General features: G+C 48.4%; 22 protein-coding genes and 1 pseudogene. 18 read left to right on the top strand and 5 right to left on the bottom strand.

Going from position 1 to position 23638, the window contains the following annotated elements:
• From AC0LWN_RS18205 to AC0LWN_RS18175, 7 genes are all read left to right on the top strand, one after another.
• Complete coding sequence (locus AC0LWN_RS18205; RefSeq protein WP_474667734.1) at positions 1 to 1776, top strand: sensor histidine kinase; 1776 nt, start codon at positions 1 to 3, stop codon at positions 1774 to 1776.
• Positions 1773 to 3368, top strand: a complete 1596-nt coding sequence (locus AC0LWN_RS18200; protein WP_474667732.1) for a response regulator — start codon at positions 1773 to 1775, stop codon at positions 3366 to 3368. The genes AC0LWN_RS18205 and AC0LWN_RS18200 overlap by 4 nt, the downstream gene beginning before the upstream one ends.
• Before the next feature lie 115 nt (positions 3369 to 3483).
• Positions 3484 to 4875 carry an ABC transporter substrate-binding protein gene (locus AC0LWN_RS18195; RefSeq protein ID WP_474667730.1) on the top strand — a complete coding sequence of 464 codons (1392 nt, stop codon included), beginning with the start codon at positions 3484 to 3486 and terminating at the stop codon, positions 4873 to 4875.
• On the top strand, positions 4875 to 6815 hold the full coding sequence (locus tag AC0LWN_RS18190; RefSeq protein ID WP_474667728.1) for an alginate lyase family protein: 1941 nt from the start codon (positions 4875 to 4877) through the stop codon (positions 6813 to 6815). The genes AC0LWN_RS18195 and AC0LWN_RS18190 overlap by 1 nt, the downstream gene beginning before the upstream one ends.
• 192 nt (positions 6816 to 7007) lie before the next feature.
• Positions 7008 to 7223: a spore coat associated protein CotJA gene (locus tag AC0LWN_RS18185; protein ID WP_474667726.1), complete on the top strand. Its 216-nt coding sequence runs from the start codon at positions 7008 to 7010 to the stop codon at positions 7221 to 7223.
• Positions 7224 to 7226: 3 nt separating this feature from the next.
• Positions 7227 to 7493, top strand: a complete 267-nt coding sequence (locus AC0LWN_RS18180) for a spore coat protein CotJB (RefSeq protein WP_474667724.1) — start codon at positions 7227 to 7229, stop codon at positions 7491 to 7493.
• 57 nt (positions 7494 to 7550) lie between these two features.
• On the top strand, positions 7551 to 8120 hold the full coding sequence (locus tag AC0LWN_RS18175; protein ID WP_474667722.1) for a manganese catalase family protein: 570 nt from the start codon (positions 7551 to 7553) through the stop codon (positions 8118 to 8120).
• A gap of 253 nt (positions 8121 to 8373) precedes the next feature.
• Here the strand turns inward: AC0LWN_RS18175 and AC0LWN_RS18170 are convergent, their stop codons facing one another.
• Entirely contained in the window at positions 8374 to 9294 is a 921-nt protein-coding gene (locus AC0LWN_RS18170; protein ID WP_474667720.1) for a ketopantoate reductase family protein, read from the bottom strand.
• Positions 9295 to 9441: 147 nt separating this feature from the next.
• Between AC0LWN_RS18170 and AC0LWN_RS18165 the strand changes: the two genes are divergently transcribed.
• The 5 genes and pseudogenes from AC0LWN_RS18165 to AC0LWN_RS18145 all read left to right on the top strand — a co-directional run bounded on the left by AC0LWN_RS18165 (position 9442) and on the right by AC0LWN_RS18145 (position 12143).
• The gene (locus AC0LWN_RS18165) at positions 9442 to 9990 is read left to right on the top strand and encodes a TetR/AcrR family transcriptional regulator (protein ID WP_474667716.1); all 549 of its coding nucleotides are present in this window, start codon (positions 9442 to 9444) and stop codon (positions 9988 to 9990) included.
• A 55-nt stretch (positions 9991 to 10045) separates the two neighbouring features.
• Positions 10046 to 10198: pseudogene (locus tag AC0LWN_RS18160) on the top strand (manganese catalase family protein); the annotation flags it as partial.
• A gap of 210 nt (positions 10199 to 10408) precedes the next feature.
• Complete coding sequence (locus AC0LWN_RS18155; protein ID WP_474667713.1) at positions 10409 to 10762, top strand: ArsR/SmtB family transcription factor; 354 nt, start codon at positions 10409 to 10411, stop codon at positions 10760 to 10762.
• 37 nt (positions 10763 to 10799) lie between these two features.
• Positions 10800 to 11219 carry an arsenate reductase (thioredoxin) gene (arsC, locus tag AC0LWN_RS18150; protein ID WP_474667710.1) on the top strand — a complete coding sequence of 140 codons (420 nt, stop codon included), beginning with the start codon at positions 10800 to 10802 and terminating at the stop codon, positions 11217 to 11219.
• A 108-nt stretch (positions 11220 to 11327) separates the two neighbouring features.
• On the top strand, positions 11328 to 12143 hold the full coding sequence (locus AC0LWN_RS18145; RefSeq protein WP_474667707.1) for a serine/threonine protein kinase: 816 nt from the start codon (positions 11328 to 11330) through the stop codon (positions 12141 to 12143).
• Positions 12144 to 12219: 76 nt separating this feature from the next.
• On the opposite strand, the gene AC0LWN_RS18140 is transcribed toward AC0LWN_RS18145, so the two are convergent.
• Positions 12220 to 12432, bottom strand: coding sequence for a hypothetical protein (locus AC0LWN_RS18140; protein WP_474667705.1), 213 nt, complete (start codon positions 12430 to 12432; stop codon positions 12220 to 12222).
• A gap of 209 nt (positions 12433 to 12641) precedes the next feature.
• Between AC0LWN_RS18140 and AC0LWN_RS18135 the strand changes: the two genes are divergently transcribed.
• Together AC0LWN_RS18135 and AC0LWN_RS18130 are read left to right on the top strand one after the other, a co-directional pair.
• Positions 12642 to 13319, top strand: a complete 678-nt coding sequence (locus tag AC0LWN_RS18135) for a LexA family transcriptional regulator (RefSeq protein ID WP_474667703.1) — start codon at positions 12642 to 12644, stop codon at positions 13317 to 13319.
• A gap of 64 nt (positions 13320 to 13383) precedes the next feature.
• Complete coding sequence (locus AC0LWN_RS18130) at positions 13384 to 14202, top strand: patatin-like phospholipase family protein (RefSeq protein WP_474667701.1); 819 nt, start codon at positions 13384 to 13386, stop codon at positions 14200 to 14202.
• 118 nt (positions 14203 to 14320) lie between these two features.
• Here the strand turns inward: AC0LWN_RS18130 and AC0LWN_RS18125 are convergent, their stop codons facing one another.
• Positions 14321 to 15577: a sugar efflux transporter gene (locus tag AC0LWN_RS18125; protein WP_474667699.1), complete on the bottom strand. Its 1257-nt coding sequence runs from the start codon at positions 15575 to 15577 to the stop codon at positions 14321 to 14323.
• On the bottom strand, positions 15562 to 16902 hold the full coding sequence (locus tag AC0LWN_RS18120; RefSeq protein WP_474667697.1) for a DUF6271 family protein: 1341 nt from the start codon (positions 16900 to 16902) through the stop codon (positions 15562 to 15564). Before AC0LWN_RS18120 ends, AC0LWN_RS18125 begins: the two co-directional genes overlap by 16 nt.
• A gap of 518 nt (positions 16903 to 17420) precedes the next feature.
• On the opposite strand from AC0LWN_RS18120, the gene AC0LWN_RS18115 reads away from it, so the two are divergent.
• The 4 genes from AC0LWN_RS18115 (at position 17421) to ptsP (ending at position 21663) form a co-directional block, all read left to right on the top strand.
• A complete protein-coding gene (locus AC0LWN_RS18115) occupies positions 17421 to 18635 on the top strand; it encodes an S-layer homology domain-containing protein (protein WP_474667695.1) in 1215 nt (404 codons plus the stop codon).
• Positions 18636 to 19114: 479 nt separating this feature from the next.
• Positions 19115 to 19330 carry a hypothetical protein gene (locus tag AC0LWN_RS18110; RefSeq protein WP_474667693.1) on the top strand — a complete coding sequence of 72 codons (216 nt, stop codon included), beginning with the start codon at positions 19115 to 19117 and terminating at the stop codon, positions 19328 to 19330.
• Between the two features lie 355 nt (positions 19331 to 19685).
• The gene (locus AC0LWN_RS18105) at positions 19686 to 19961 is read left to right on the top strand and encodes an HPr family phosphocarrier protein (protein ID WP_458962908.1); all 276 of its coding nucleotides are present in this window, start codon (positions 19686 to 19688) and stop codon (positions 19959 to 19961) included.
• Positions 19954 to 21663, top strand: a complete 1710-nt coding sequence (ptsP, locus tag AC0LWN_RS18100; protein WP_474667690.1) for a phosphoenolpyruvate--protein phosphotransferase — start codon at positions 19954 to 19956, stop codon at positions 21661 to 21663. The genes AC0LWN_RS18105 and ptsP overlap by 8 nt, the downstream gene beginning before the upstream one ends.
• A 163-nt stretch (positions 21664 to 21826) precedes the next feature.
• Here ptsP and AC0LWN_RS18095 read toward each other — a convergent pair whose 3' ends face one another.
• The gene (locus tag AC0LWN_RS18095) at positions 21827 to 23575 is read right to left on the bottom strand and encodes an SGNH/GDSL hydrolase family protein (RefSeq protein ID WP_474667688.1); all 1749 of its coding nucleotides are present in this window, start codon (positions 23573 to 23575) and stop codon (positions 21827 to 21829) included.
• Positions 23576 to 23638: the final 63 nt, after the last annotated feature.

Genomic DNA, 23638 nt, shown 5'->3' with positions numbered 1-23638 from the left:
ATGAAGTGGAGCTTCTACAAGCTGTCGCTCAAGAACCGCATACAGATCCTGTACATTCTGCTAACTTTTCTGTGCATCAGCGCGACGGGATTATTCTCGTATAATTTTGCCGCGGATGTCATCCAGGAGAATTCGCTGAAGCTGAAGCAGACGATGCTGAACAAATCGGTACAGGCTCTGGATGAAAGCATGCGGCATATGATTGTTTCTCCTTATTCAATGATGATGAGTGAAAGCTACAGCAAGGTTATGTCCGATGTGCGAAGCGGCAGCTTCGAGCACTTTTACCAGAATCTCTCCCTGCTTCAGACGCCCTTCGCGCAGCTGAGGCAGGTGGAGCCGGCGGTGGAATCCGCACTGCTTGTTACACCTGTCGGGGAATTCTATGCGACGAAGGATACGGTTCTCAGCCGGGGAAGATTTAATTTGCTGTATCAGCAGGAGCTAAAGGACGAATCCTGGAATGTGCATTGGGTACCCGGGCACGAGGATACTTTGTTTCAGGGGAAGAAGCATGTGATCTCCCTTATTCTGCGCCCGCTGCGCAATACGCTCAATAACTATAATCTGCCTGGCGTGTTCCTGATGGTAAATTATAAAGAAGACTATATCCGAAATGTGATTGAGCAGAATTTGATCGATGATCAGATTAGGCTTTTTTTGCTAAAAAGAGATGGTTCACCTGTCACCAGCGCGTCCTTCCCCGCGCTTAACGAATTCGCGGATGCGGCCTTTCTGAAGAATATCGGCGACAAGGAGCAGGGGGCCTTCACCTATGCCAACAGTGAGGACGAGCAATTGATCAACTTCTCCGCGCTTAGCACGAATAAGGATTGGGTGCTGGTGAGTGTCCAGACGAAGGGGAATCTGCTGGGACCTATGCGGCAAATCCGCTGGCTGATCCTCATCATTATGATTGTGTGTATGGCCGTGGCGCTGATGTTCTCCAGATTCTTGTCGAAGCTGCTCTTGAAACCGCTGCACAAGCTGTACAATCTGATGCTTCGGGTCGAGAATAATGATCTGGAGGTGCGGTTCGAGAGCAGATATGAGGACGAGGTGGGCGTAATCGGGCATCGCTTCAACCGGATGCTGGCGCAGATCGAGAATTTGATCGAGGAGATCAAGATTTCGGAGGAGGAGAAGCTGAAGTTCGAGATTAAGGCGCTTCAGGCCCAGATCAATCCGCATTTTCTATATAATACGCTTAACACGATTCTGTGGAAAAGCGAGAGCGGACGGAGTGAGCAGGTTGGCGAAATGATTGTCTCGCTGTCCATGCTGTTCCGGCTTGGGCTGAACAATGGGCACGATATGACAACACTCCAGCAAGAGCTGGATCATGTGGAGCAGTATATGCTGCTGCAGCAGCAGTGCTATGATAATCTGTTCACTTATTCTCTTCATGTACCGGATGACCCCGGGCTGCTTCAGGCCCCTATTCTGAAAATTCTGCTGCAGCCGCTGGTTGAGAATTCGATTCTGCACGGCTTCAAGGACATGGATGAACCGGGGCATATAATCATTGAAGCACTGCGAATCGGGGATTGTCTTGAGCTGCAGGTTAAGGACAACGGCCACGGCTTCGACGCAGGCAAGCTGAATCTGCAGGCGAAGCAGCGGTTCGAAGGACACTCCAGCTATGCCTTGTATAACATTTACAGCAGATTGCAGCTAAATTACGGTGACCTTGCTTCGCTCCGCTTTGCGAGCGTTCCCCATGTGGAGACTATGGTTGCAATCACGATTCCACTACCCAAGGAGGGGTTATCATGAGTGTTCTGACTATGTGTGTGATGGATGATATCCAAATGGTTGTGAGCGGTGTAGCTTATCAGATCCCCTGGGCAGAGCATGGGATTGAAGTTATAGGAACGGCAGGAGACGGCGAGAAGGGGCTCAGAATGATCAGGGAGCTTCGGCCTGATATCGTCCTTACCGACATTTGTATGCCCAAATTGGGCGGCTGTGACATGATCCGCGAGATCGTGAGGGAGGAGCTGCCCACCAAGGTGATCTTTATGAGCGGCTTCAATAATTTTGAATATGCGCAGGAAGCGGTGCGTCTTGGCGCCACCGATTATTTGCTTAAGCCCTTTACGCGGAATCAGGTGGTGCAGAGCGTGCTGAAGGTCCGCAAATCCATAGAACTGGAGCGGGAGAAGGCGGACAAGCTGCTTCGTCTGGAGCAGGAGGTGCTGAGAAGCAAACATCATCTTCGCGATGAGTATCTGCGTGGTCTGCTGCACCAGGGTGCTGGCGTAAATTCGCATGAGCACTGGCGTGAGCATGGCTTAAGCGAGCTGCTGCCTTCCTACCAGGTGCTGGTGCTGGAACCGGAAGCTTCTCCGAACAAGCCGGGCTGGAAAGAAGCTGACAGGACACAAATGGAGAGTCTGCTCACAGCGATAGCGCCGTCGATTCTGCTTCAGGAGAGCGGGCATCGCCTGGTAGCGCTGGTGCGGAGCACGGCTGACAGTGACGGGGAGCGGCTGCTTAAGCAGTGCGAGGCTTCCTTGAAAAGCATGGGCCTGTACCCCTTCTCTGTGGGGATTAGTCTGGTCAAGAATGAGCCTGCCGGTATGCAAGCGGCATACATGGAAGCGCAAAAAGCGCTGGAGTACAGCTTCTACAGCACTGGCGCCAGTGTGCACAGCTATGCCAATCTTGATCTGGAGTGCCCTGTGCCGCGCTACTCTCCCGAGAAGGAGCGGGATTTGCTGTACGCACTCCGCAGCGGCAGCAAGGAGCAGATGCGCGAAAGGCTGGATGAAATCTTCCTGACGTGGGTTCTGCAGGCCGGATCGCCGGACCCGGCGGCAATTATCCAGCTATTCCAGACCTTGATCTCAGCGGTATACAGAACGATATTGGGGCTGATAAAAGAGGAGCAGCATGAGGAGCTGGAAGCGAAGCTCTCGCAAGTGCAGAGCCAGCAGCGGCAGAATTACTCCGGCTGGATGCAGGCATTGGCGGATTTCTGCGAGTTCTCCTGCGAATTGATGCTGAGCCGGCAGCTTAAGGATCATTCACAGCTCATTAGTCAAGTGAAGCTGTATATTGACCAGCATTTGAATACGAATCTGACGGTGAATAGCTGCGCCAAGGCGGTGCATATCAGCCCAAGCTATCTGGCGAATCTGTTCAAGAAGGAGACGTCAATGACGCTTGCCAGCTATATCGCCAATGTGCGGATCGAGAAGGCGAAGGAATGGCTGATGGAGGGTATTCAGGTGCAGCTCATCTCCGCGCAGCTCGGCTATGAGGACCGTCCCTATTTCAGTGAAATGTTCAAAAAGCACTGCGGAGTTACGCCTTCTACCTTCCGCCAGCAGTATTTTGAGCAGATGAACCTGAAGAAAAGATGAATTCCCCACTCTACCGCAGTTGAAATACCATACTCACATGTCATATAACACCTTGTATCCTATTAGCAAGGGATGGCTAGTGGTATCCCAAACTAATAATCCGGGGGGAATGAAAATGCAAAAGAAATGGTTCGCAGTAGCAGGAAATGCCTTTCTTACATTGGCCTTGGTTGCCTGTTCATCGACGAATAGTGCAAAGAATGAGAAAACGGATTCAGCAGGCCCGTCCGATTCATCAAAGACGAAGGTTGTCTACTGGACGCCGGACCGTCATGACGCAGAATTCATGCAAGCGAAGGTGGATGAGTTCAACAAGACGAATAAAGATAATATTGAAGTTGAAATGAGTGTTATGGGCGATAACTACCCGCAGGCTGTCGATATTGCTTTTGCCAGCAAGCAGGCTCCTGATGTGCTGCAAATTGATGATTTTCAGACCTATGTCAAGAAAGGTTATCTGACTCCGATTAATGATTATATGAGCGACGAGATGAAGAAGACCTTTGAATCGACCTTGATTGACCATAAGAATGAAATCGACGGAAAGATATATACACTGCCTAATACCGGACAGACCTGGCGGCTGATTTACAACAAGGATCTGTTCAAGGAAGCCGGTATTGCGAATCCGCCGGCAACGCTGGACGAGCTGGTGGCTGATGCGAAGAAGATTACAGAAATGGGCAAGAGCAAGGGCATCTACGGTTTTGCAAGCCCCTTCAAAGGCTCAAGCGGCTTCTTCCGGCCAGCTAATACCATTGCGCCTGCAAGCACAACTGTAGGTGTGGACGGCTTCAATTATGTTACAGGTGAATATGATTTCAGTATGTATAAGGGTGCGGCTCTTGCGCTACGCCAGATGATGGAGGACGGCAGCATGCTTCCGGGTGTGGAGAGCCTTGACATTGACCCGCTGCGTGCGCAATTCGCCCAGGGCAAAATCGGCATGTACTTCAATCACTCCGGCGAGCCTGGGGTCTACAAGGAGCAGTTCCCGACAGAGATCGACTGGGCAGCAGCACAGCCGCCAACGGAAGACGGCACGATTAAGGGCGCTGTACAAATCGTCGGCGGGTCCTACATCGGCATCAGCAATGACTCTGCCAATAAGGATGCAGCCTGGAAATTCATGGAGTATGTCTACAGCCTGGATCTTCAGACCGCATACTACGAGAACGGTTATGGCGTATCCCTGATCCCGGCAGTTCTGGAGAAAGGCAAGAAACCGGAAATCAAAGGCATTGAAGGCTTCCTTCCTAAGAAATACGACGCTCTCTACCCTGCAAATCCTACGGTAGCTACAGAGAGCCAGGTGGAAGGCTCTAAATGGGCGGAGGAATTCTCGAAATTCGTTCTTGCCGGCGGAGATGTGGACAAGGTGATCACGGATCTGAACACGCGCTACAACGACGCACTCAAGAAAGCCCGGGAGTCCGGCTTGACAACCATCAAGGCAGATCCAAGCTTCAGCTCAGTCAATCTGCAAGGGAAGCTGTCGAAAGAATAATGAGCACTTATTATCTAACCCATAAAGAGCTGGAGCAGGCTGCCCGGCTATACCGCGAGGAATATCCGGCGCTTGCTGACGCCTCACTGCTCATTGCAGACCGGGCCTGCGGCAATGAGCTGATGATCCCCTACACCAATGATCTTACTACCTGGATATATATGGGGGATGAAATTGACTGGCTGTATAATCCGTCGAATGATCCTGAGTTCATCTGGGGTATTAACCGGCATTGGCATATGCTTGACCTGGGCAAAGCCTATCTGCTCACGAAAGACGAGAAATACGTCCGCACCTATATCCGGCATTTCCGTGGATGGTGCACCCAGAATCCGCCTCCGGTGCTCCCATATGAAGAGGCGGTGTACTTCCAGCAGCCCGGTCCGTGGCGGCTGCTGGAAACCGGCCTTCGGGTGCAGTCGTGGATTTCAGCTTATGCCTACATGGAAGCAAGTGAGCTGCTTGACGCTGCCTTCACCTCAGAGCTTCATGCTGCTCTTGAGCAGCATGCCGATTATTTGACCCGCTATCTGGGCGGGACAGAGATCAATCATGCCATTATGCACATGCAGGGCTTGTCCATGATCGCCGAGTTCCATGATCTTCATGAACGGGCGCCGTATTGGCGCCAGCTCGCCGTAGAACGTCTGGAGCTGTGCCAGCATTATCAGATTGGCCCGGAAGGGGTCCAATCGGAGCTGACTACCCACTATCATGATGCCAGCATCGAAATGTTCGGCACCCCTTATCTGCTGGGGAAGCTCGCCGGACATCCCTTTCCTGAAACATATGGCCGTCAACTGCGGCGGATGGCGTCCTTCTCGCTGGCGATGATCCGCCCGGATCAACGCTCCACAGCGATTGGCGACTCGGACTGGGTCAGCAACGGAAGGGAGCGGGTGGCCTTCCTCGGAGCGATTCTGGAGGATGAGGAGCTAATCGCCCAGGGAGCAGTCAGCTCTGAGTTCCTATGGCTGTTCGGCGCTGAGCAATACAGACGCGCTGCCGAATTGCAGAAGATAGTAGAGGTGCAAGCGGTCAGCCAGGCTTTTCCGCAGACCGGATATTACATGCTGCGGGACAATAACCAGTATCTCTTCTTCGACGCGGCGCCGATGGGAGGCGCACACGGCCACGCGGACGCGCTGAATCTGGAATGGTACTGGAAGCGGCAGCTTATCTTCCTCGATCCCGGGAGATACACCTATGAAGAAGGCGAATGGAGACATTATTTCAAAAGCACCGCCGCGCATAATACCATTCTTGTGGACGGGCTGGATCAGACACCGTACGTGTCTACACAGCAATGGGGTCTGCCTTTGGCAGAATGCCAGACTCATCGCCGTGAAAGCACAGCGGACTACGAGTTCATCGACGCTTCGCATAATGGCTATATGCGGCTGGAGCAGCCGGTGATGCACCGCCGGTGGCTGCTGCTGGGCAAAGCTGTGCCGCTGCTGCTGATTATAGACTGGCTGGACGGTGAGGGAAGTCATGAGGTGCAGCAGCGCTTCCAGCTTCATCCCGGGGCGGTAATCTGCAGCGTTGCTAATGTAACGCCACATTCGGCGGCAACAATATATTATCCGGAAAGCCTGGTGGGCCTGCGGATTTACTGGACAGCCGGCGGAGGGCAAGACCCGCTGCCGGAGGGGCCGCAGATCGAATCCGGGCAGAGCTGGGTATCGGAGATCTACGGCTCCAAGCAGGAGAGCATAGCGATTGCCGCCAAGCTGGCGACCCAAGGAAACGCGGGAATTGCTACGGTTGTTCTTCCGCAGGATATGAACCTCGCGGCTGATGAAGAGGGCTGGCTGATGGAGGGCTTTGAGCTGAAGCATACGGATCAGGCAGTGAACCTCTCGTTAAGCTGCGGGAGCCGCAGATTGGATATCAGGGTGGATGGAGAACAGATTCTCTGGAATCTGCAGCAAGACTAAGACAAAGCCGCATCGAAGCCCAAAAAAGAGATAAATTGATGGAGTGGAGCGTCCCGAGGCCGTATAGGTTCTTGGGGCGTTTTTTTGCTGTTGCTTCCATTGGTCTACGGACTGGGCGCAGATCATAGACTTAGTTACAGAGTACTGTGTTCATTCCGTTATGAATCTAAAATGATACAAGGAGGAACAAACATGAATTCTGAGGAACGTGTATGGATACCGTTCAGGGGACCGTTCGATCCATGCCCGCCGGTGCCGTGCAAAACCTATGTTGTGCCGCCGAATCAGTTCATTAATTTTCAGCCGCCCAATCTGCCGCAGTTTACGTTGCCCGAAGCCTTGAGAGCGGGGACGCTCTGGCCTGCGCTGTTCAGCCCGTATGAATCGAAGAGCAAAGGAGGCAAGTAGTCTATGGAAGCAAATCCTTGCGAACCGCGTTATTATGAGATGCTGGAGCAACTGCAAACCCTCGACTTTGCCCTGGTGGAGCTGAACCTGTATTTGAATACTCATCCTGAGGATCTAAAGGCCATAGAGCAGTTCAACCAACTGACGCAAGAGCGTACCCGGCTGGCGAACCAGTTCCAGGAGCTGTATGGTCCATTGCAGAACTTCGGCCGCGCTTACTCCAAATGCCCCTGGGAATGGAACCAGACTCCGTGGCCTTGGCAGGTGTAGACTGCTGAGCTATACATGGAGAGTATGCTGACAAACTTTTAGAAGGGGTGTGCCCGAATGTGGATATATGAGAAAAAGCTGCAATATCCGGTACGTGTCAGCAAATGCGACGTGCGGATGGCGCGCTATCTAATGGAGCAGTACGGCGGCGCGGACGGAGAGCTGGCGGCGGCGCTGCGTTATATGAACCAGCGGTATGCAATACCAGACAAAGTAATAGGGGTATTAACGGATATTTCGACTGAGGAATTTGCCCACCTTGAGATGATTGCCACCATGATATATAAATTAACAAAAGACGCCTCAATCAGCGAACTCGAAGCCGCCGGACTCGGCCCGAACTATGCGACGCGGGATCATGCTCTTTTCTACAACAACGCTGCAGGCATGCCGTTCACCACAACTTATATCGCGGCTAAGGGCGATCCGCTCGCGGATCTGTACGAGGACATTGCCGCCGAAGAAAAGGCCCGGGCTACATACCAGTGGCTGATCGACATGACAGATGACGTGGATCTGCAGGACAGCCTTAAATTTTTGCGGGAGCGGGAGATTATTCATGCGCTGAGATTTAAGGAGTCGGTGCAGATTATTATTGAGGATAGGGATCAGAAGAAGGTGTTCTGACAAGATGTACAGACGGAAGTAAATAATAAATATATAGCTTGTTAAGGGCCGCAGGTGTTGTACATCTGCGGCTCTTCTTTTTCCCCACGAGTACATACAATCTGGCTCTGGCTAGTTCAACAGGGCTTTTTTGACCGTCACGATTGATTTTCAACTATCTTTCCCTTTAGTTGAGAAAATGACAGCCGATCCCTGTAGGCAACGCCCTTTCTCGGCGTATAAGCGTGTGCTTATTTGGAACGAACGGAAATCACTAAGCATGTATTTCCAGATCGATATCATTTTGATTTAAAAACTTCAATAAATCGTTATTCAACTGCACAATTTCATTGTTTGCGCTACTCGCATAATCCGGCAACATCATATCCTTAACCATTTTAGTCCGGAGCCATATCATAAAGAAAAAATCCAAAATCAAATTAGGGAATTTAAGCACAATTTTAAGTGCAGATGGATTAATAGCAATGCCAGCTTTTTGGATTGCCTTTAAATACGTTTTTAATGTGATTGTAATTTTATGTGCCTTTTTTCTGGTTTTAGCTTTTTTTTCATCAATGATCTTATCTTCAGAACGTAAAGCACTAAGCATAGCAATATCAGATACTGAATGTGTGATTAGATAAGCTTTCATATCCTGATTAATTGCGTAGGGAAGTTTTGCTGTTTTAAATAATTTTGCGAGGTTTTCTGTACGTTCTGTCACTAAACCACTAATTTCTCCAAACATAGTAGCCACTAGAACCTTTGGTGGAAACCGGGCATACAAAATTCCATCTTTAATCTGTCCGCCGGCACCGGGGAAAGCTGGTAAAAGTCTATCTCCAACAATATCCAGCCACGAAGAAAATCCAATTGAATTGCTAATCATCGTAACAATATTTTTGCTTTGATTGTCTTTTAATGCTAACAACGCTGATTCGGATCGATCGTAACGAACTGTAACGAAAATAAAATCATATACATCATCATTTTCAACCGTATCAATGACATTTACTTTTATAGATTTAACCGTACCTTTTTCATTATATTGCAGGCCATTTTCTTTCAATGTTGTAAATCTATTAGAACGTGCAAACAGAGTGACGTCTATCCCTGCTTCAATGAATTTGATTGCGTATGCGCTGCCTATAACACCTGCACCAAAAATTAAAACTCTATTTTGTTTTGCTGACATAAAAACCACCTTTATCTATTAACAATTTCTTTTGATTATCAGACAACATGTTGTATGATGTAATCATAAATCTTTATAATTTCTTCATCAACCATCAGTTTTTTATTATTTGTCGGATGATATTCTTGTTCGCAATAGGAGGATTAAATGAAAAAGCAGCCCGAAATAACGGAGAAAACAAAACAAACTTTTATAGATGTTTTTTGTGAGCTATATAGCCAAAAGCCGATTGAAAAAATCTCGATTCAAGAGATTGCGAATAAGTCGGGATATAACCGCAGCACATTTTATCAATACTTTACTGATATTTACGAACTGTTAGACTTTGTTGAAAATGATTTATTGAACTATATAAAAGAGGAATTGGCGAATAAAGAGTTATCTATTCATACGGTTCAAAATGCGTTCCATTGTTTGGACAACAGGGAGCATCTCGCGGTTCTAAATGCACTCTTGGGCGATTATGGAAGCACTCGTTTTTTAAATCGCTTAAAAAGAGAAATCACCTTGGATAGATTGGAATTTAACTTTCCGCAAAACCATTCCATAACGCCGTACTTGATTGAGTTTTACCTCTCAACATCTCTTTCTTTATTTCGTCTTTGGCTCCAGCGACAAAAGGACTTATCGTCAGAAGAATTTTTCAAGTTAGTGGACAACCTGTATACAAAAGGGATTACGCCCTATTCTAAATAATAAATCTACCATTCAAACCCAATCATTGTGTAGTACAATAAAAAAGCTCGCATAAGCCAGTTTACAGTGGCTGATCGACATGACAGATGACGTGGATCTGCAGGGCAGCCTGAAATTTCTGCGGCAGCGGGAGATTATTCATGCGCTGCGGTTCAAGGAATCAGTGCAGATTATTATTAATGAGCGGGATAAGAAGAAGGTTTTTTGAAAAAAAGGTAACACGAAGCAATTAGATAGCTTGAGGATAGAGAGCCGGAGAATTAACAAATCTGCGCTCTCTATTTGGTCTTCACCAACCTGCCGGGTGACTGTTGTGAAATCTGTGCCCAGTGTGTTACGGTCCTGAGGGTTGTCAATCCTAAGCTCCTGCTTTAGTATATAAGTATGTACTTATGTATTTGGAGATGGAGGGACTGGCATGGACGAAACCGATGTTATAGCAGATATGACCGAATTCGCTGATGACCTGAAGCTGTTAGGGGATAGAACGCGTCTTTTGATGCTGTCTCTACTAAAGGAGCGGGAATGGTGCGTGTGTGAATTTGTTGAGATTTTTGACATCTCACAGCCCGCAATCAGCCAGCATCTGCGGAGATTAAGAAGCAAAGGAATCGTCAAGGAGCAAAAGAAAGGGCAATGGGTCCATTATTCTCTTAACGTTGAGGACAAACCCCATATCCAGGCCATACTTCAGTTTACGCCGGATACGCCCACGATTCTGGCAATGCTCAATAAAACGCCGGTGACGGTTTGCTGTGAAGTACTGCATTAATCCAAGGAGTCTTTAATATAAAGGGGATTATGAGAACATGGACAAGAAAACACTATACTTTCTGTGCACAGGAAACTCTTGCCGCAGCCAGATGGCGGAAGGCTGGGCGAAGAAATATCTAAACGATAACTGGAATGTATACAGTGCTGGTATCGAAGCTCATGGCCTGAATCCAAAAGCAGTACAAGCGATGGCTGAAGTTGATATTGATATCTCAGGACAAACGTCAGATATTATTGACCCGGAGCTTTTGAATAATGCGGATTTAGTTGTGACATTGTGTGGGGATGCTGCGGACAAATGCCCGATTACACCACCGAAGGTACAGCGGGAACATTGGGGATTCGACGATCCAGCCAAAGCACAGGGTACAGAAGAAGAGAAATGGGCAGTATTCCAGAGGGTACGGGATCAAGTAGGCGAACGGATCAAGCAATTTGCAGAAACTGGGGAATAACAGGTTACATTATATCTTCCTGAACGTGGAACGGGCCTTAGAAGCGATTCTAGAGGCTCGTTTTCAGCATCCTATACTCTAATGGAGAACGGAGGGGGAGAAAGGGCAATGGCATTTGAAAGGTGGCGCAGGTTCCTGCGGGCCTGGAAGGATTATCCACTTTCGAAAGGAGCGCGGATCGGTGAACGGTATAAGGTGGAATCCCTGCTCGGGGAAGGAAGCTACGGGCTTACTTACCGGTGCTGCGACCTTACGGATGGAGCTTTTCTTGCCGTCAAACAGTCCAGACCGAGCAAGAAAAAGGTGGGCCGGGCTATGCTTGGCAAGGAATGTAATGTCTTACGGTCAATGAATCATCCCAACATTCCAACGTGCCGTGATTATTTTGAGTACAAGGGCTCTAACTGGCTGGTAACCGATTATATTGAGGGAAAGACGCTGGAGGATTTGATCTTTGATGAGCACATCGTCTACGGTGAGCGGGAGTGCCTGGCCGTGATCTTGAGACTGATGGAACTGGTAGCCCATGTTCATTCGCGAGGGATTGTTCACCTTGATCTGCGGATACCTAATGTGATCCTCCGGAATGAAGACTTGTACTTAATTGATTTCGGATTGGCGAGACGGATCGGGGAGGCGGAAACGGTGCTTGAGCGGCGGAAGCCGAAGGCTGAGGAGATGCCGAAACGGATGCCGCCTGTTATCGCTTCAGATTTGTATGACATTGGACAATTAATGCTGTTCATGCTGTATTCAAGTTACCGGCCTGAGCCGGAAAAAGCGGAGCGGAGCTGGCGGGAAGAGCTCAATTTGTCGCCTGAAATGCTGCATATCCTTTCCCGGCTTCTGGGAGAGCAGGAGCCCTATTCAGATACAGCTTTTTTTGTCCGTGAGGCTGAGGCTTTATATGAGCGTCTGCGGTGATTCCTGCACAAAAAAGGCGTCTTCAGCCAAAGGCTGAAAGACGCCTTTTACTTCATGCACATTGACCAAGTAAGGATCAGCTTGAGCTGCCGTAGCGATTTTTATAATATTTATGTCCATTTCCCCCGTGGCGGGAGTCCGAAGACGAGTAGCGTTTGTATCCGTGGCTGCTGCTGGAATGTCTGTTGTATACAGGCCTCCCTTTATGGCTGCTTGAATATCTGTGATGCCCTTCATGGCGGGAGTGCTCTACGGAGTGAAGTACTTTGCCGAGAATTTTTTTGAACATTCTGTTTCCTCCTTAGTTAGATTAAGCCGTATTAGCACGGCCTTATTCTTTAATTACCCTTTAGTACGCTATCCATACCTGCGGGTTTCGTGATTTCAGCGGCAGCGTAAGCCCAATTTACCAGCCACAGCTTCGGAGCGAGTTGACGGGTGGAAATGCTAATGGTAATATGAACACAAAAAACCCAAAAACGCTTGAGGTGAACATCAATGCCGCTTACGAAGCGAAGGCTGCAACTGTTGGGACAACTGGTAGAACTGTATCAGCGTACCCGCTTGCCTATTCATTATGAGACATTGGCCCGTTCATTGGGAGTCAGCAAATGGACTGCCTATGACATGCTGAAGGAAATCGAAAAACTCGGCTTTGTAACACGGAGCTATGAAGTGAATTCCAAGGAAACCGGCCGTTCGCAGGTAGTGTTCTCGCCCACGGTCAAGGCGTCCGAGCTGTTCAAGCAAAACCGGAGCGATTCCTTTAATCCGGCGGACTGGGAGCAGACGGTGGCCCATATCCACAAGCTGCTGCAGAGCGTAAAGAGCGGCAGTGTGAACGATCTGATCCGAAGAATGATGAACGAAATCCCTTCCAAGGCATCCAGCATCGAGTTTTGCGGCTATATTCTTGGCCTGCTGCTTGTTTATGTGAAGAAGCTTGGCGGTAAAACTGAAACGTTGATCCGCCTGGTGGTAAGCAAAACACCGAGCAGCGAGAATAGAACCCTGATGTTTGTGGGGACGGTTCTCGGCACTATCATTCAAACGATCAATGACGAGCTTGGCAACGAGTTCACAGAGCTGGTATCCGAATTTCTCCGTATCATGGACCAGTTGTCCAATCAGGAGCAACGATTGTTGTCAAATATGCTGCACGAAGCTTTAGCTTGAGAGAGCTTTTGCTTTTCGTTAGTTTTTGGGTCTTTTGTGTTTTTTGGCGGGGGTGGAGTGTATTATGGGAAAAATAGGACTTGTTCTGGGCGGTGGAGCCGTCAGAGGACTTGCGCATATCGGCGTGTTGAAAGCTTTTGAGCGTCATGGAATCCGGATAGACCGCATTGTGGGTACGAGCATGGGCGGGGCTATTGGAGGCTTGTACGCGGCAGGTGTCTCCGCTGGAGATATTGAGCAATTGCTGCTCAGTACACCCAAATACCGGCTGCTCGATGTTGGTATTCGTCACCGCGGCTTGCTTGCCGGCAATGCAGTTCATAATACGATCAACGAATTGCTGCGCAGGCACGGCAAATACGGCTTGCCGATCGAACAATTTCCAATTGAGTTCAGAGCCATCGCGGTTGATCTGATGACAGGAAAGCAGGTGGTGCTGGATCAAGGGGATCTCGGCACTGTCCTCAGAGCCACCACCGCGTTTCCGGGTGTTTTTGCGCCGCTGATGGAGGGGGATAAAATGCTGGTCGACGGTGGGGTATTGAACAATTTGCCGGTGGAGGAAGCGCTGGCCGGGGATATCTGCTTTGTTATTGCCGTGGATGTGGCGAGAGAACATGAGAACAAGCCGCCGCGCAATATGGTCGAAGTGGTGTACCGCTCATACAGCCTGATGACGGCGGAACGCAAGCATGCCAGTCTGAAGCTGGCTGACTTTGTGATCCGGCCCGACGTTGGAACTTTCGCGGCTTTTGACTTTACCAAATCACTGGAATGCATCAAGGCGGGAGAGGAAGCTGCGGAACAAAGCATTGAAGAGCTTGAGCGGCAAATCCGTATAGCAAAAGAAAATCATCTGATTAGAGAATCGGATAGAGGCTAAAGGCAGCAGCATGCCGGGTTTTTGGGTTTCTTGGGGTTAAAAGTTGAATGTAATCCGGGGGTATTGGCAACGAACGTGAACCAGCAGCCTCTCACGAGGCTGCTGGCTTTTCAACAGGTTAGTTATTGGGTAACGTTTCTGTTTTCTTCATAGGAGCTTTCATATTACTTAGAAGGCCTGTGCTGTTAATCAGCGCAAGTCCAAGGCCGGCCAAGGCGGCACAGGCGATGAAGATCGCCCTGTTCCCCAGCCACTCCCCAATACTTCCTGCCATAAAACCGCCGAGCATAAGTCCGATGGTTGTAGCATTGGAATACAGCGTTGTTGCGGTTCCAGGGGATTCAGGGATCAGCTCCTGACAAAAGTTAAGGCCGACGCCCAGTATAATGGATACGTAGGCAGCATTCAGAATTTGGCAAGCTGCCAGCGTCCAGGCCGAATCTGCACTTGCCGACAGAACAAAATAAAGAATGCCAAACACACCGGCGGTTTTCATGATCAACGAATTGCCGTACCGGTTAGCCAACAGGCCAAAGCCAAGCATAAACGGGATTTGCAGCAGAGCGTTCAGTCCAACCAGCCAGCCGACGGTTTGATCTGTAGCATGAATATTAACCGTGGTAAGCAAAGGCAAGGCAATTCCTGACATAGCATTACTGGTCTCGAAAATCATGAAGGCCGAGATGGAAATCCACAGCAGCCAGCGTCCCGTTTGATGATTATTCTTTGTCCGTGCCGAAGCGCGGTCGATATCAGTTGCGGCAGGGCGATTATAGCTGGCAAGATACACAAATGCAATTATCGCTATTACAGCATAAAGACCCGCAACAAATAGGAATAACGGGCCATAATCCCGCTTCCTGATCAACAACGGGGCAAGCAGGGGGCCTACTACCCACGACAAGGAAAATAAGGTTCTTTGCAGAGATATCGCGATGGAAGCATCCTTGTTCACCGTTGTGGCTGCATCCCTTACATAGGCGAAGATTTGCGGAAAAACAGAGGTCGCCAGAGCAATGAATGAAATGGATACGACCAGCAGTGCGTAATAGTTCTCAAGTATTGCAAAAAGAGAATAGCCAATGATAGCTGCTGCCGATGCTGCCAGTATTATGGTTTTTCGGCTAAGCCATCTGTCAGATAACCTGCCGATCCAACTGGCCACCCCCACTTCGAACATAGACGAGACGGTCAGAAATATCCCCAGCCTCCATGAGCTCATGCCAATTTGCTGCATTCCGAACAAGGGCATGAATGTCATAGTCAATGAGAACCCGACTCCCATAAGAAAAGTGCATGCCAAGGCAGGCAGATATGCCGGAATACTCCTCGATTCTGCCGAATAGTCCAGTATTTTATTTAATATACGCTGCATCTGGACTCGCTTCCCATTCGCTCAGAAAGCTGGATTAACTCTCTCCAGATCTTTTGCAGCTTAATGCTTCTTCTATAATCATCATCCAGCTCATCAATCAGACGGCTTGCACCGCGCTCCAGCTCCTCAGCAACCAAGCGATATTCAGCCAGGCCAGAGGGCAGCAGAATTTTGTGTGCGAGGTCGTGGACCAAACCTAATCTTGTCTTTCTGTCCAGATTCATCAGGCATTCAGATAGCATATCTACTAAAGTGGAGGGTCCGGTATCCCGGAGAATGTGAAAACCATTCGCTTCAGGAGGGGCCAGCCGATGCAAATAGCTGTTGCGGAATTCCGTTATGAACAAATTGTAATCGGCCAGCTTTGCGATGCCTCTCCAATAGTTCAAGGTCCCATCCTGCTGCTTGCGGCTGTAATCATGGGCATGAATATTCCGCTTAGTATGATAGACTGCGGGTACTTTTAACAGGGCGCCGAGTATATAAGTGTGGTAATCGAATCCGATACAACGGGAGCCAATGAAATTGGGAATCCACTTGAAAATCTCCATCATCGCTATATTTCCGCATTCAGGATAATTGGGGACAATCTCAGGGATATCTGGAAGCTGCCCGCAGGTTATCAGTAACGGGCGTGTACGGAAGTTCAGTTCATTATCACTGTATTTTGCGTCAATATAAGCCGGAATCCGGGCGTCGGGAATGCTTAAGAGGGTCAGAAATTCATTTAACGTTTGTGTGTTACGCTGCTGAAGCAGCTCAAGATTCACGTTCCAATCCCCGGTATAATCGCTGCCTGCGATCCAGATTTCTTCGGTTAACAATTCATCGGTAAGGCGCTCGCAGGTATCCGCCATATGAAGCACTTCGGATACTTTTTTACCGATAAACTGATTTTCCCCCCAGACCGGATACAAGCTCTCATCGCCCAATGGAGTATAGCAATCCGAATCTCTGCGATGAATGACCTTGCGTCCATATCTGGCAGCAGCGAGATAAAGCATATTAAAAACCTTGCCGTAATCGACTTCCTCCGGGTGAGGATAGAGCAATCGGATTAATTCAGCAATATCCCATTGCCCATGCTCAGCCAGTTCTCGAATCCACTCTAATTGGTCATTGATATCATGGTGAATAATGCGAATCGGGGTAGTTTTCTGAAGTGCTTCGAGGTCTCTTTTGTTTCTCTCCACTACCTGAGAGGGGCCATTATCAAGAATGATTAACTCTTCCGGATCAATTCCCCGTTTCCGCATGGATGTCATTTCAATGATTACAGATTGGACAGCAGGCAATACCAGGCGATTGGTTGGGATGGCAAACATTAAATGGATCATCTCCTATAAAATAGATAGGTTAGAAACAGGAAGATTATAGCATATATGAAAAAAATGCGGAATTGATAGATTGCCATGTAGCGTAGTATCCATTGTGAAAAGGGGTACTGTTTTATATGAAGGGGAATAAAATATTGGGAAATAAATCCGATAATAAGGGGGGATCTGATATATTTAGCAATACATTGCAATGTGAACGAAGCTCGGCGCCTGCAAGCGAAAAAAGTACAGGTGAGAACTGCCAGATGCCAATTCCCTCGGCAGTGGTGCAGTGATGCAGTGTAAAGCACTTATGGGCACCCAGAATTCAAGAGGAATATCGCTTACGGAGAAAGCTGTGTACTGTCTGGGGCTACTGTGATTGTGACTCTGTTCGATCCCAAGGAGGTGGTGCAAAAAGGGTGTTTTATTGAGGATTGTGCGGTTCGATAGGAACTCAATGTTTAAATACATAAGGTCGTACTCCCTAAGGCTTGTCTATATTAATTATGAGAGGAATTATTCATATGAATACTCTAATGAAAATAAGTAAAAAAGCAGTCCCGTTCGTCTTGCTGCTCACTGTTTGTATGGTCTCGTCATCTAATTCTGAAGTCAAAGCAGCCTCCGTTAAGTTCAGTGACATTCCCTCTAATCATTGGGCGAAATCAGGAATTGATACGGCGGTAAACAAAGGTTATGTAGTCGGATATCCCGGGGGGCTATTTATGCCTAATGCCAATGTAACCCGCGCAGAATTTATCAAAATGGTTGTGACAGCGACCGGACAACCAGTGGAGGAGACTACAGGGAAATGGTATGAAAGTTATGTAACAGCAGCAGAACAAGCAGACTTCTACACCAAAAGTGATTTTGCCAATTCGGACACTGAATGGAATAAAAAGATAACCCGTCAAGAGATGGCGCGTATCGCTGCCCGGGCGACTGGATTAAAGACAACGGAAGACGATAAGTGGATGTATCTGGCTACAAAGTCGGGATTAATATCGGGATTGGGAAAAGGAAGGCTGGGGGAAACGGAGAGTACAACAAGGGCACAATCGGTTGTAATTATTGAACGGATTTTAAGCACAAATGCAGGAAGCACTCTTAAACCGGATAAGTATGCTGTGTCAAATGCAGAATTGCTCTGGCATGGGACAAATATATTTACTGTTATGCCGGATATATTCACTACGGGTGATCCTGTTAAAGATGTTAATGCAGCAGACCTTTGGAAAGAAGAGAAGATGAAAATCACTTCTAAAGATGGTCTTTATAGTGCGCAATTAGATGCGCTGATTGCAATAGATTTAGCTGATAAAAATGATCCCAATTTAGATCTTATCCCTGATGTATCAACGCTGAAATGGAAAAACACGGCTGATAATACCACAAATGGAATTAGAATAACTGAGAAATACATGAATAGTTACTTGATCTATTCGAAAGCCCATATAAATTTCAATAAAGATGCCACAAGATACTCAAAAACTACTTTTTTTACAGCCGAAGTTCTAGGTACTACCAATCTGGATAGAAAATCCTTCGTGAATGGAAATCTGAATTCTCAAGCTTTGGTCTTTCAGAAGGTACCTTTTGATTTACCTATGACTATACTGCCGAAAAGTGGTTGGGTACAAGATGGAAAAATAATTGTTTGGATAAAGGTTCCGTCATTTTCAGCTTTCTATATCTTACGAAATGAAATCTTAAATATTGCAGGTCCATATAAGAAATAAGGGAGGTCAGGGATCTTGAAATTAAAACGGTCAAAAATCATAGCATTGATAAATATATTGTTTTTTATCACAGTTGTTTTTTTTGATCTTTTTTCTGCAATTTAAGCCAGTTGAAACAAACGCCGCAGGTACAGAAGAAGTATTGTTCAAAACAGATGGTACAAATTTGAAATCAAATCCTCTACCTACCGTTACCCAAATGTCTATGAGGTTACTAATGGGACCTTCCCACACCGGACCAACACCTGGTGCCCCGACAGTAGCATGTACCGAGCCTGCTTCGGGTCAAGTTGTCTCTGGTGAGTTTCTGGATCCTGGTGTAGAGATTCGAGCCACGGGCACATATATTCCTCTTGAGGCTCCGAGTCTAATTACGGAATCTCCTAGTAATGTAAAGGGTTTTTCGATCGAAAGCTGAGCTGAGGACTATCGTTACTGGGTAATCCATGGTAGTAATTTATTTTTACAAGGAGGCAACAATGAGTAGAGCACACACCTTTACGATAATGAAAGACATGTTCGGTAAAGAGGGAAGTGAGGAACAGGTAGAAGGGCTCACTTTAATAATTGATGGCAAGTTGAAAGATGTTTTCGACACCATAATAGCCAAATCAGATGATTATAAAAATTACACTGATGTATTTAGTAGTGCGATTATGCTTGGAGTTAGTGGAATAATTGATAAACTGAAATAATTGCTAGTTATGATCTTCGAATATGAGAGCAATCAAATGCAGATAAACAAACTGATGAATCTGGTGAAGCTATTTCTACCGCTGTTCAAGAGCTGATCTATTATACTGGGGCAGGGGCTGAGTGATGCTTGATTTGCCAAATCCCAAGAGTTATGCTATAAAATATAAGTGAATATTTTCGGGTTGTTACTGTTAAATCAGGCAAAACCACTACCTTTATTCTTGGGTATGGTTTTGCCTTTTTTGTATTATAACAGTGCCGGAAATGGCTGCACGGAATAGGGAATACTCAGGCTTCCTGCGGCAGAAATCTTATATTATCCCATACCGAACAGAAAGAGAGTGAGAGATTATTATGCAAAAAACTTTCAGAATTATTGACGAAGACGGAATTCACGCACGTCCGGCCACAGCGCTGGTTAATACAGCCACCAAATTCAAGGACACTGAGGCGTTTGCAGAAGCCAAAGGCAAGAAGGTTACACTGAAGTCCATTCTCGGCGTATTGTCTTTGGGACTGGAAACAGGTGATACTCTGACCCTGATTACTGCAGGCGGCCAGGAAGCCGAAGCGCTTGGCGCACTTGAGGATGTAATGATTAAGGAAGGGCTGGGCGAGCTCCATGAGTAAGATTTCAGGAATCGCGGCTTCCGCAGGCATTGCCGTAGCCCGCGCGTTCATCCTGAAGCATCCGGATTATACGATCACGAAATCTTCCGTGAGCGATGTGGAAGCTGAGGTTGCCAAGCTGGAGCGTGCTCTGGAGACCTCCAAAGGCGAGCTTCAGCGGATTAAAGAACGCACGCTGGCAGAATTGGGCGAGAAGAAGGCGGAGATTTTTGAATCCCATCTGCTGATTCTGGAAGATCCCGAGCTGATCAGTCCGGTGATGGATAAAATCCGTGAGGAAGCGGTAAATGCGGATTATGCCTTGCAGGAGGTCGCCAATCAGTTCATCGCAATGTTCGAGAACATGAAAAACACCTATCTGCAGGAACGCGCAGCCGATATGCGCGATGTGACCAAGCGAATGCTGAACCACCTGCTGGGGATTTCCTACGTAAGCCCTGCGGAGATCAGCGAAGAGGTCATTGTGATTGCCGAGGATTTGACTCCATCGGATACGGCGCAGCTCAACCGCAAATATGTAAAGGGCTTCACGACCAACATTGGCGGACGCACCTCTCATTCGGCGATCATGGCCCGTTCCCTGGAAATTCCGGCGGTAGTCGGCACCAAAAATGTGATGTCTGAGGTTAAAGCCGGAGATCTTGTGATTGTTGACGGACTGAGTGGAGACGTTCTCATAAATCCGGGTGAAACCGAGGTTGCCGAATACATCCGCAAGCAGGAGGCTTACAATCTGCAGATCGCTGAATGGCGGAAGCTGCGCGAGGAGCCTACGGTATCCGCTGACGGCAAGCATGTCGAGCTTGCGGCGAATATCGGTACGCCGAATGATGTTGCAGGCGTCATCGAGAACGGCGGGGAAGGCGTAGGCCTCTACCGTACCGAGTTCCTCTATATGGGCCGCGATAAGCTGCCGTCTGAGGAAATCCAATATAACGCCTACCGTACAGTGCTTGAGAATATGAACGGCAAGCCGGTAGTCGTCCGTACGCTGGATATCGGCGGCGATAAGGAGCTGCCTTATCTGGAGCTTCCGAAGGAAATGAATCCATTTCTCGGCTTCCGTGCCATTCGTCTTTGTCTGGACCGCCAGGATATCTTCCGTACACAGCTTCGTGCCTTGCTGAGAGCAAGCGTTCATGGCGATCTCCGCATTATGTTCCCCATGATTGCCACCCTTGGTGAATTCCGTGCAGCCCGCGATTTACTGCTGGAAGAGAAGGCGAAGCTCCGTGAAGAAGGCAAGGAAGTATCGGATCACATTCAGCTCGGGATTATGGTAGAGATTCCTTCTACTGCCGTGCTGGCAGACCAATTTGCGAAGGAAGTTGATTTCTTCAGTATTGGTACGAACGATCTGATTCAATATACGATGGCTGCCGACCGTATGAATGAGCAGGTATCATACTTGTACCAGCCATACAATCCGGCAATCCTGCGATTAATTAAAAACGTAATTGATGCAGCACACGCAGAGGGCAAGTGGGCCGGGATGTGCGGCGAGATGGCCGGTGATGCCACCGCGATTCCGCTGCTGCTGGGCCTTGGCCTCGACGAATTCAGCATGAGTGCAACCTCCATTCTGCCGGCGCGCAGTCAGATTTCCAAGCTGTCGGCTGCAGACATGAAGGAGCTTGCGGCCAAAGCACTGCAGCTCGGCACTGCTGAGGAAGTAGCTGCGCTGGTGCAAGCGATCAAGTAGTCATTGGGCTACCCGTTATTCTTTCTTTTGAACTCACTTTTTCCAAATCACTCTATATAAGCTGAACTTTAGATTTTCATGTTAGGTTTGGATTTCCTTAAGTTCAACTTATATAGCCGACATCCTCGCAGGAAGATGTCGGCTTTTTTTTTGCACTTTTGCGTTACTCGCTATAGCCGAAGCCCAGAATCGTGAAGCATTTGTCCTGATCCTCAGCCGCCATTCTGATTTCTACTACGTGCTCCTGACTATTTTCATATTGGTACAAAATGACCGGGTTGCAGTGTGTCCAGTTGTTCACATGCGGATCAGCGGTGAGCACAAGCTTGCCGTCCACGAAAATATCCGCCTTTCCGAACTCTGGGCTGCCTGAATCCTTGTATACGAGGATGAGGTTTTTGCTTGTTATCGTCAGCTTGAAGCTGATCTGGCCGGACGAAGCTGTATGCAGCCAGTTATGTGGAAATTCCGCAGTCCCGAAGGGGTTGGCATCCATTTCAACCATCTGCAATTCCGTATCGGTCTCCGAGAAACCGCCTGCCTCAATGCTGGCAGTGTCAATTAGGCTTTTGCGGTCCAGCAAACGGGTGCCGGCAAAATCATTCCCAAGAACCGGCGGTTGATCCAGCGTGATATCTTCGCCGTCCGTTGGCGATTTATAGGTTTCGGAGAACAAGTGGGCGAGACAATCGGCCATTACCTGGTGGCCGTCATTTGTCGGATGATAGATATCATAGAAAAATTGCCGTTTCGAGATGATGTTGCCCTCAGATTTGCTTAGCCGGAACTGCTCAGTTACCGCGTCCTTTACGCTGACCATAGGGAGATTGTAGTGTCTGCCCACGGGGGAGAGGCGGTCCTGCAGATTCCAGTCATTCACAAATACGCTGAACAGGAGAATGACGGCCGGGCTGTTCTCGGCGGCAAGGATTTTCAGGATGAGGCTTTCAAAGCAATTGCCCTTCGTTTCATCGCCCTCGTCGTTGACCGCGAATTCCACCACCACGATGTCCGGCGTCACAGCACCGTCCCTGAGAACATCTCTTTCATAGCGGATAACCCCAAGCTCCGACGGCGTTCCGCCTACTCCGGCCTTCACAAAATGAATGTTCTCTCCGCCGTCCTTGCCGAACAGCTCCTTGAATCTTAAATAGGACTGATAGGCATAACATTCGGTATGTATCGGCTTGGCCCCCGCGCCCTGAGTGATGGAACCGCCGATATAGGCGATGGTGACGTCCTCGCCTTTTGCCGCCTTCTCCAGAGAGGCTTTCAGCCTTCTATTATTGCCTGAATGCAGCAAAGACTTCGCGATCATATCCCGGTATTCCTTCGAACCAAACGGGACTAGAGATTCAACTGTCAGTTCAGGCACAGTGTAGCCGTCATGCAGATAGAAAATAATGCTCGCCGTTGCCAGCTCGCCTTCGCGGCTGAATTCAAAGGCATATTTGCCGGGAGCTTCATCATCCTCGGACCATGCGACATCCTCCAGCTTGAGGATGATTTCGGTTCCATCGCCAGGGCATGGAAGCAGCAGCCGGGTTCCCGTTTCATATTTGCTCGTTCTACCCCAATTCTGGAGAAGAAAAGAGACCTCTGACTCTCTATTCGCCGTCTTCACCGACACCCCGATACTGTGAACTAATCTGCGGAATCCGCTCCAGCTGGAGAGAAGAGCCAGCATCTGCTCATCCGTGACTCCGCCGATATATCTGGCTTTATCTATCAGATAGTTGCCTTCCAGATAGATTTCCTGTGAAGGCCTGCCCTCGGCCCGGGCTGTGGCCTCAATCGCTGTTTCGAACAGCACGAAAAATCCGCTTCTTCTCTCCGCCGGGTCCTTGGGTGCTTTTGGACCTTCCATTTGACCGCTGGCAATGAAGCTGTTATTGTGTTCCACTTCGACCATCCCCGCTTTCTGACGATTGTGAATGCGTTCTCAACTTTTTTATTATAGTCATGGATTCAGGTA

This window comes from Paenibacillus sp. sgz302115, from assembly GCF_056120445.1.
Note: the sequence above shows the minus strand (reverse complement) of the source record. Positions and strands in the feature narration are given on the sequence as shown.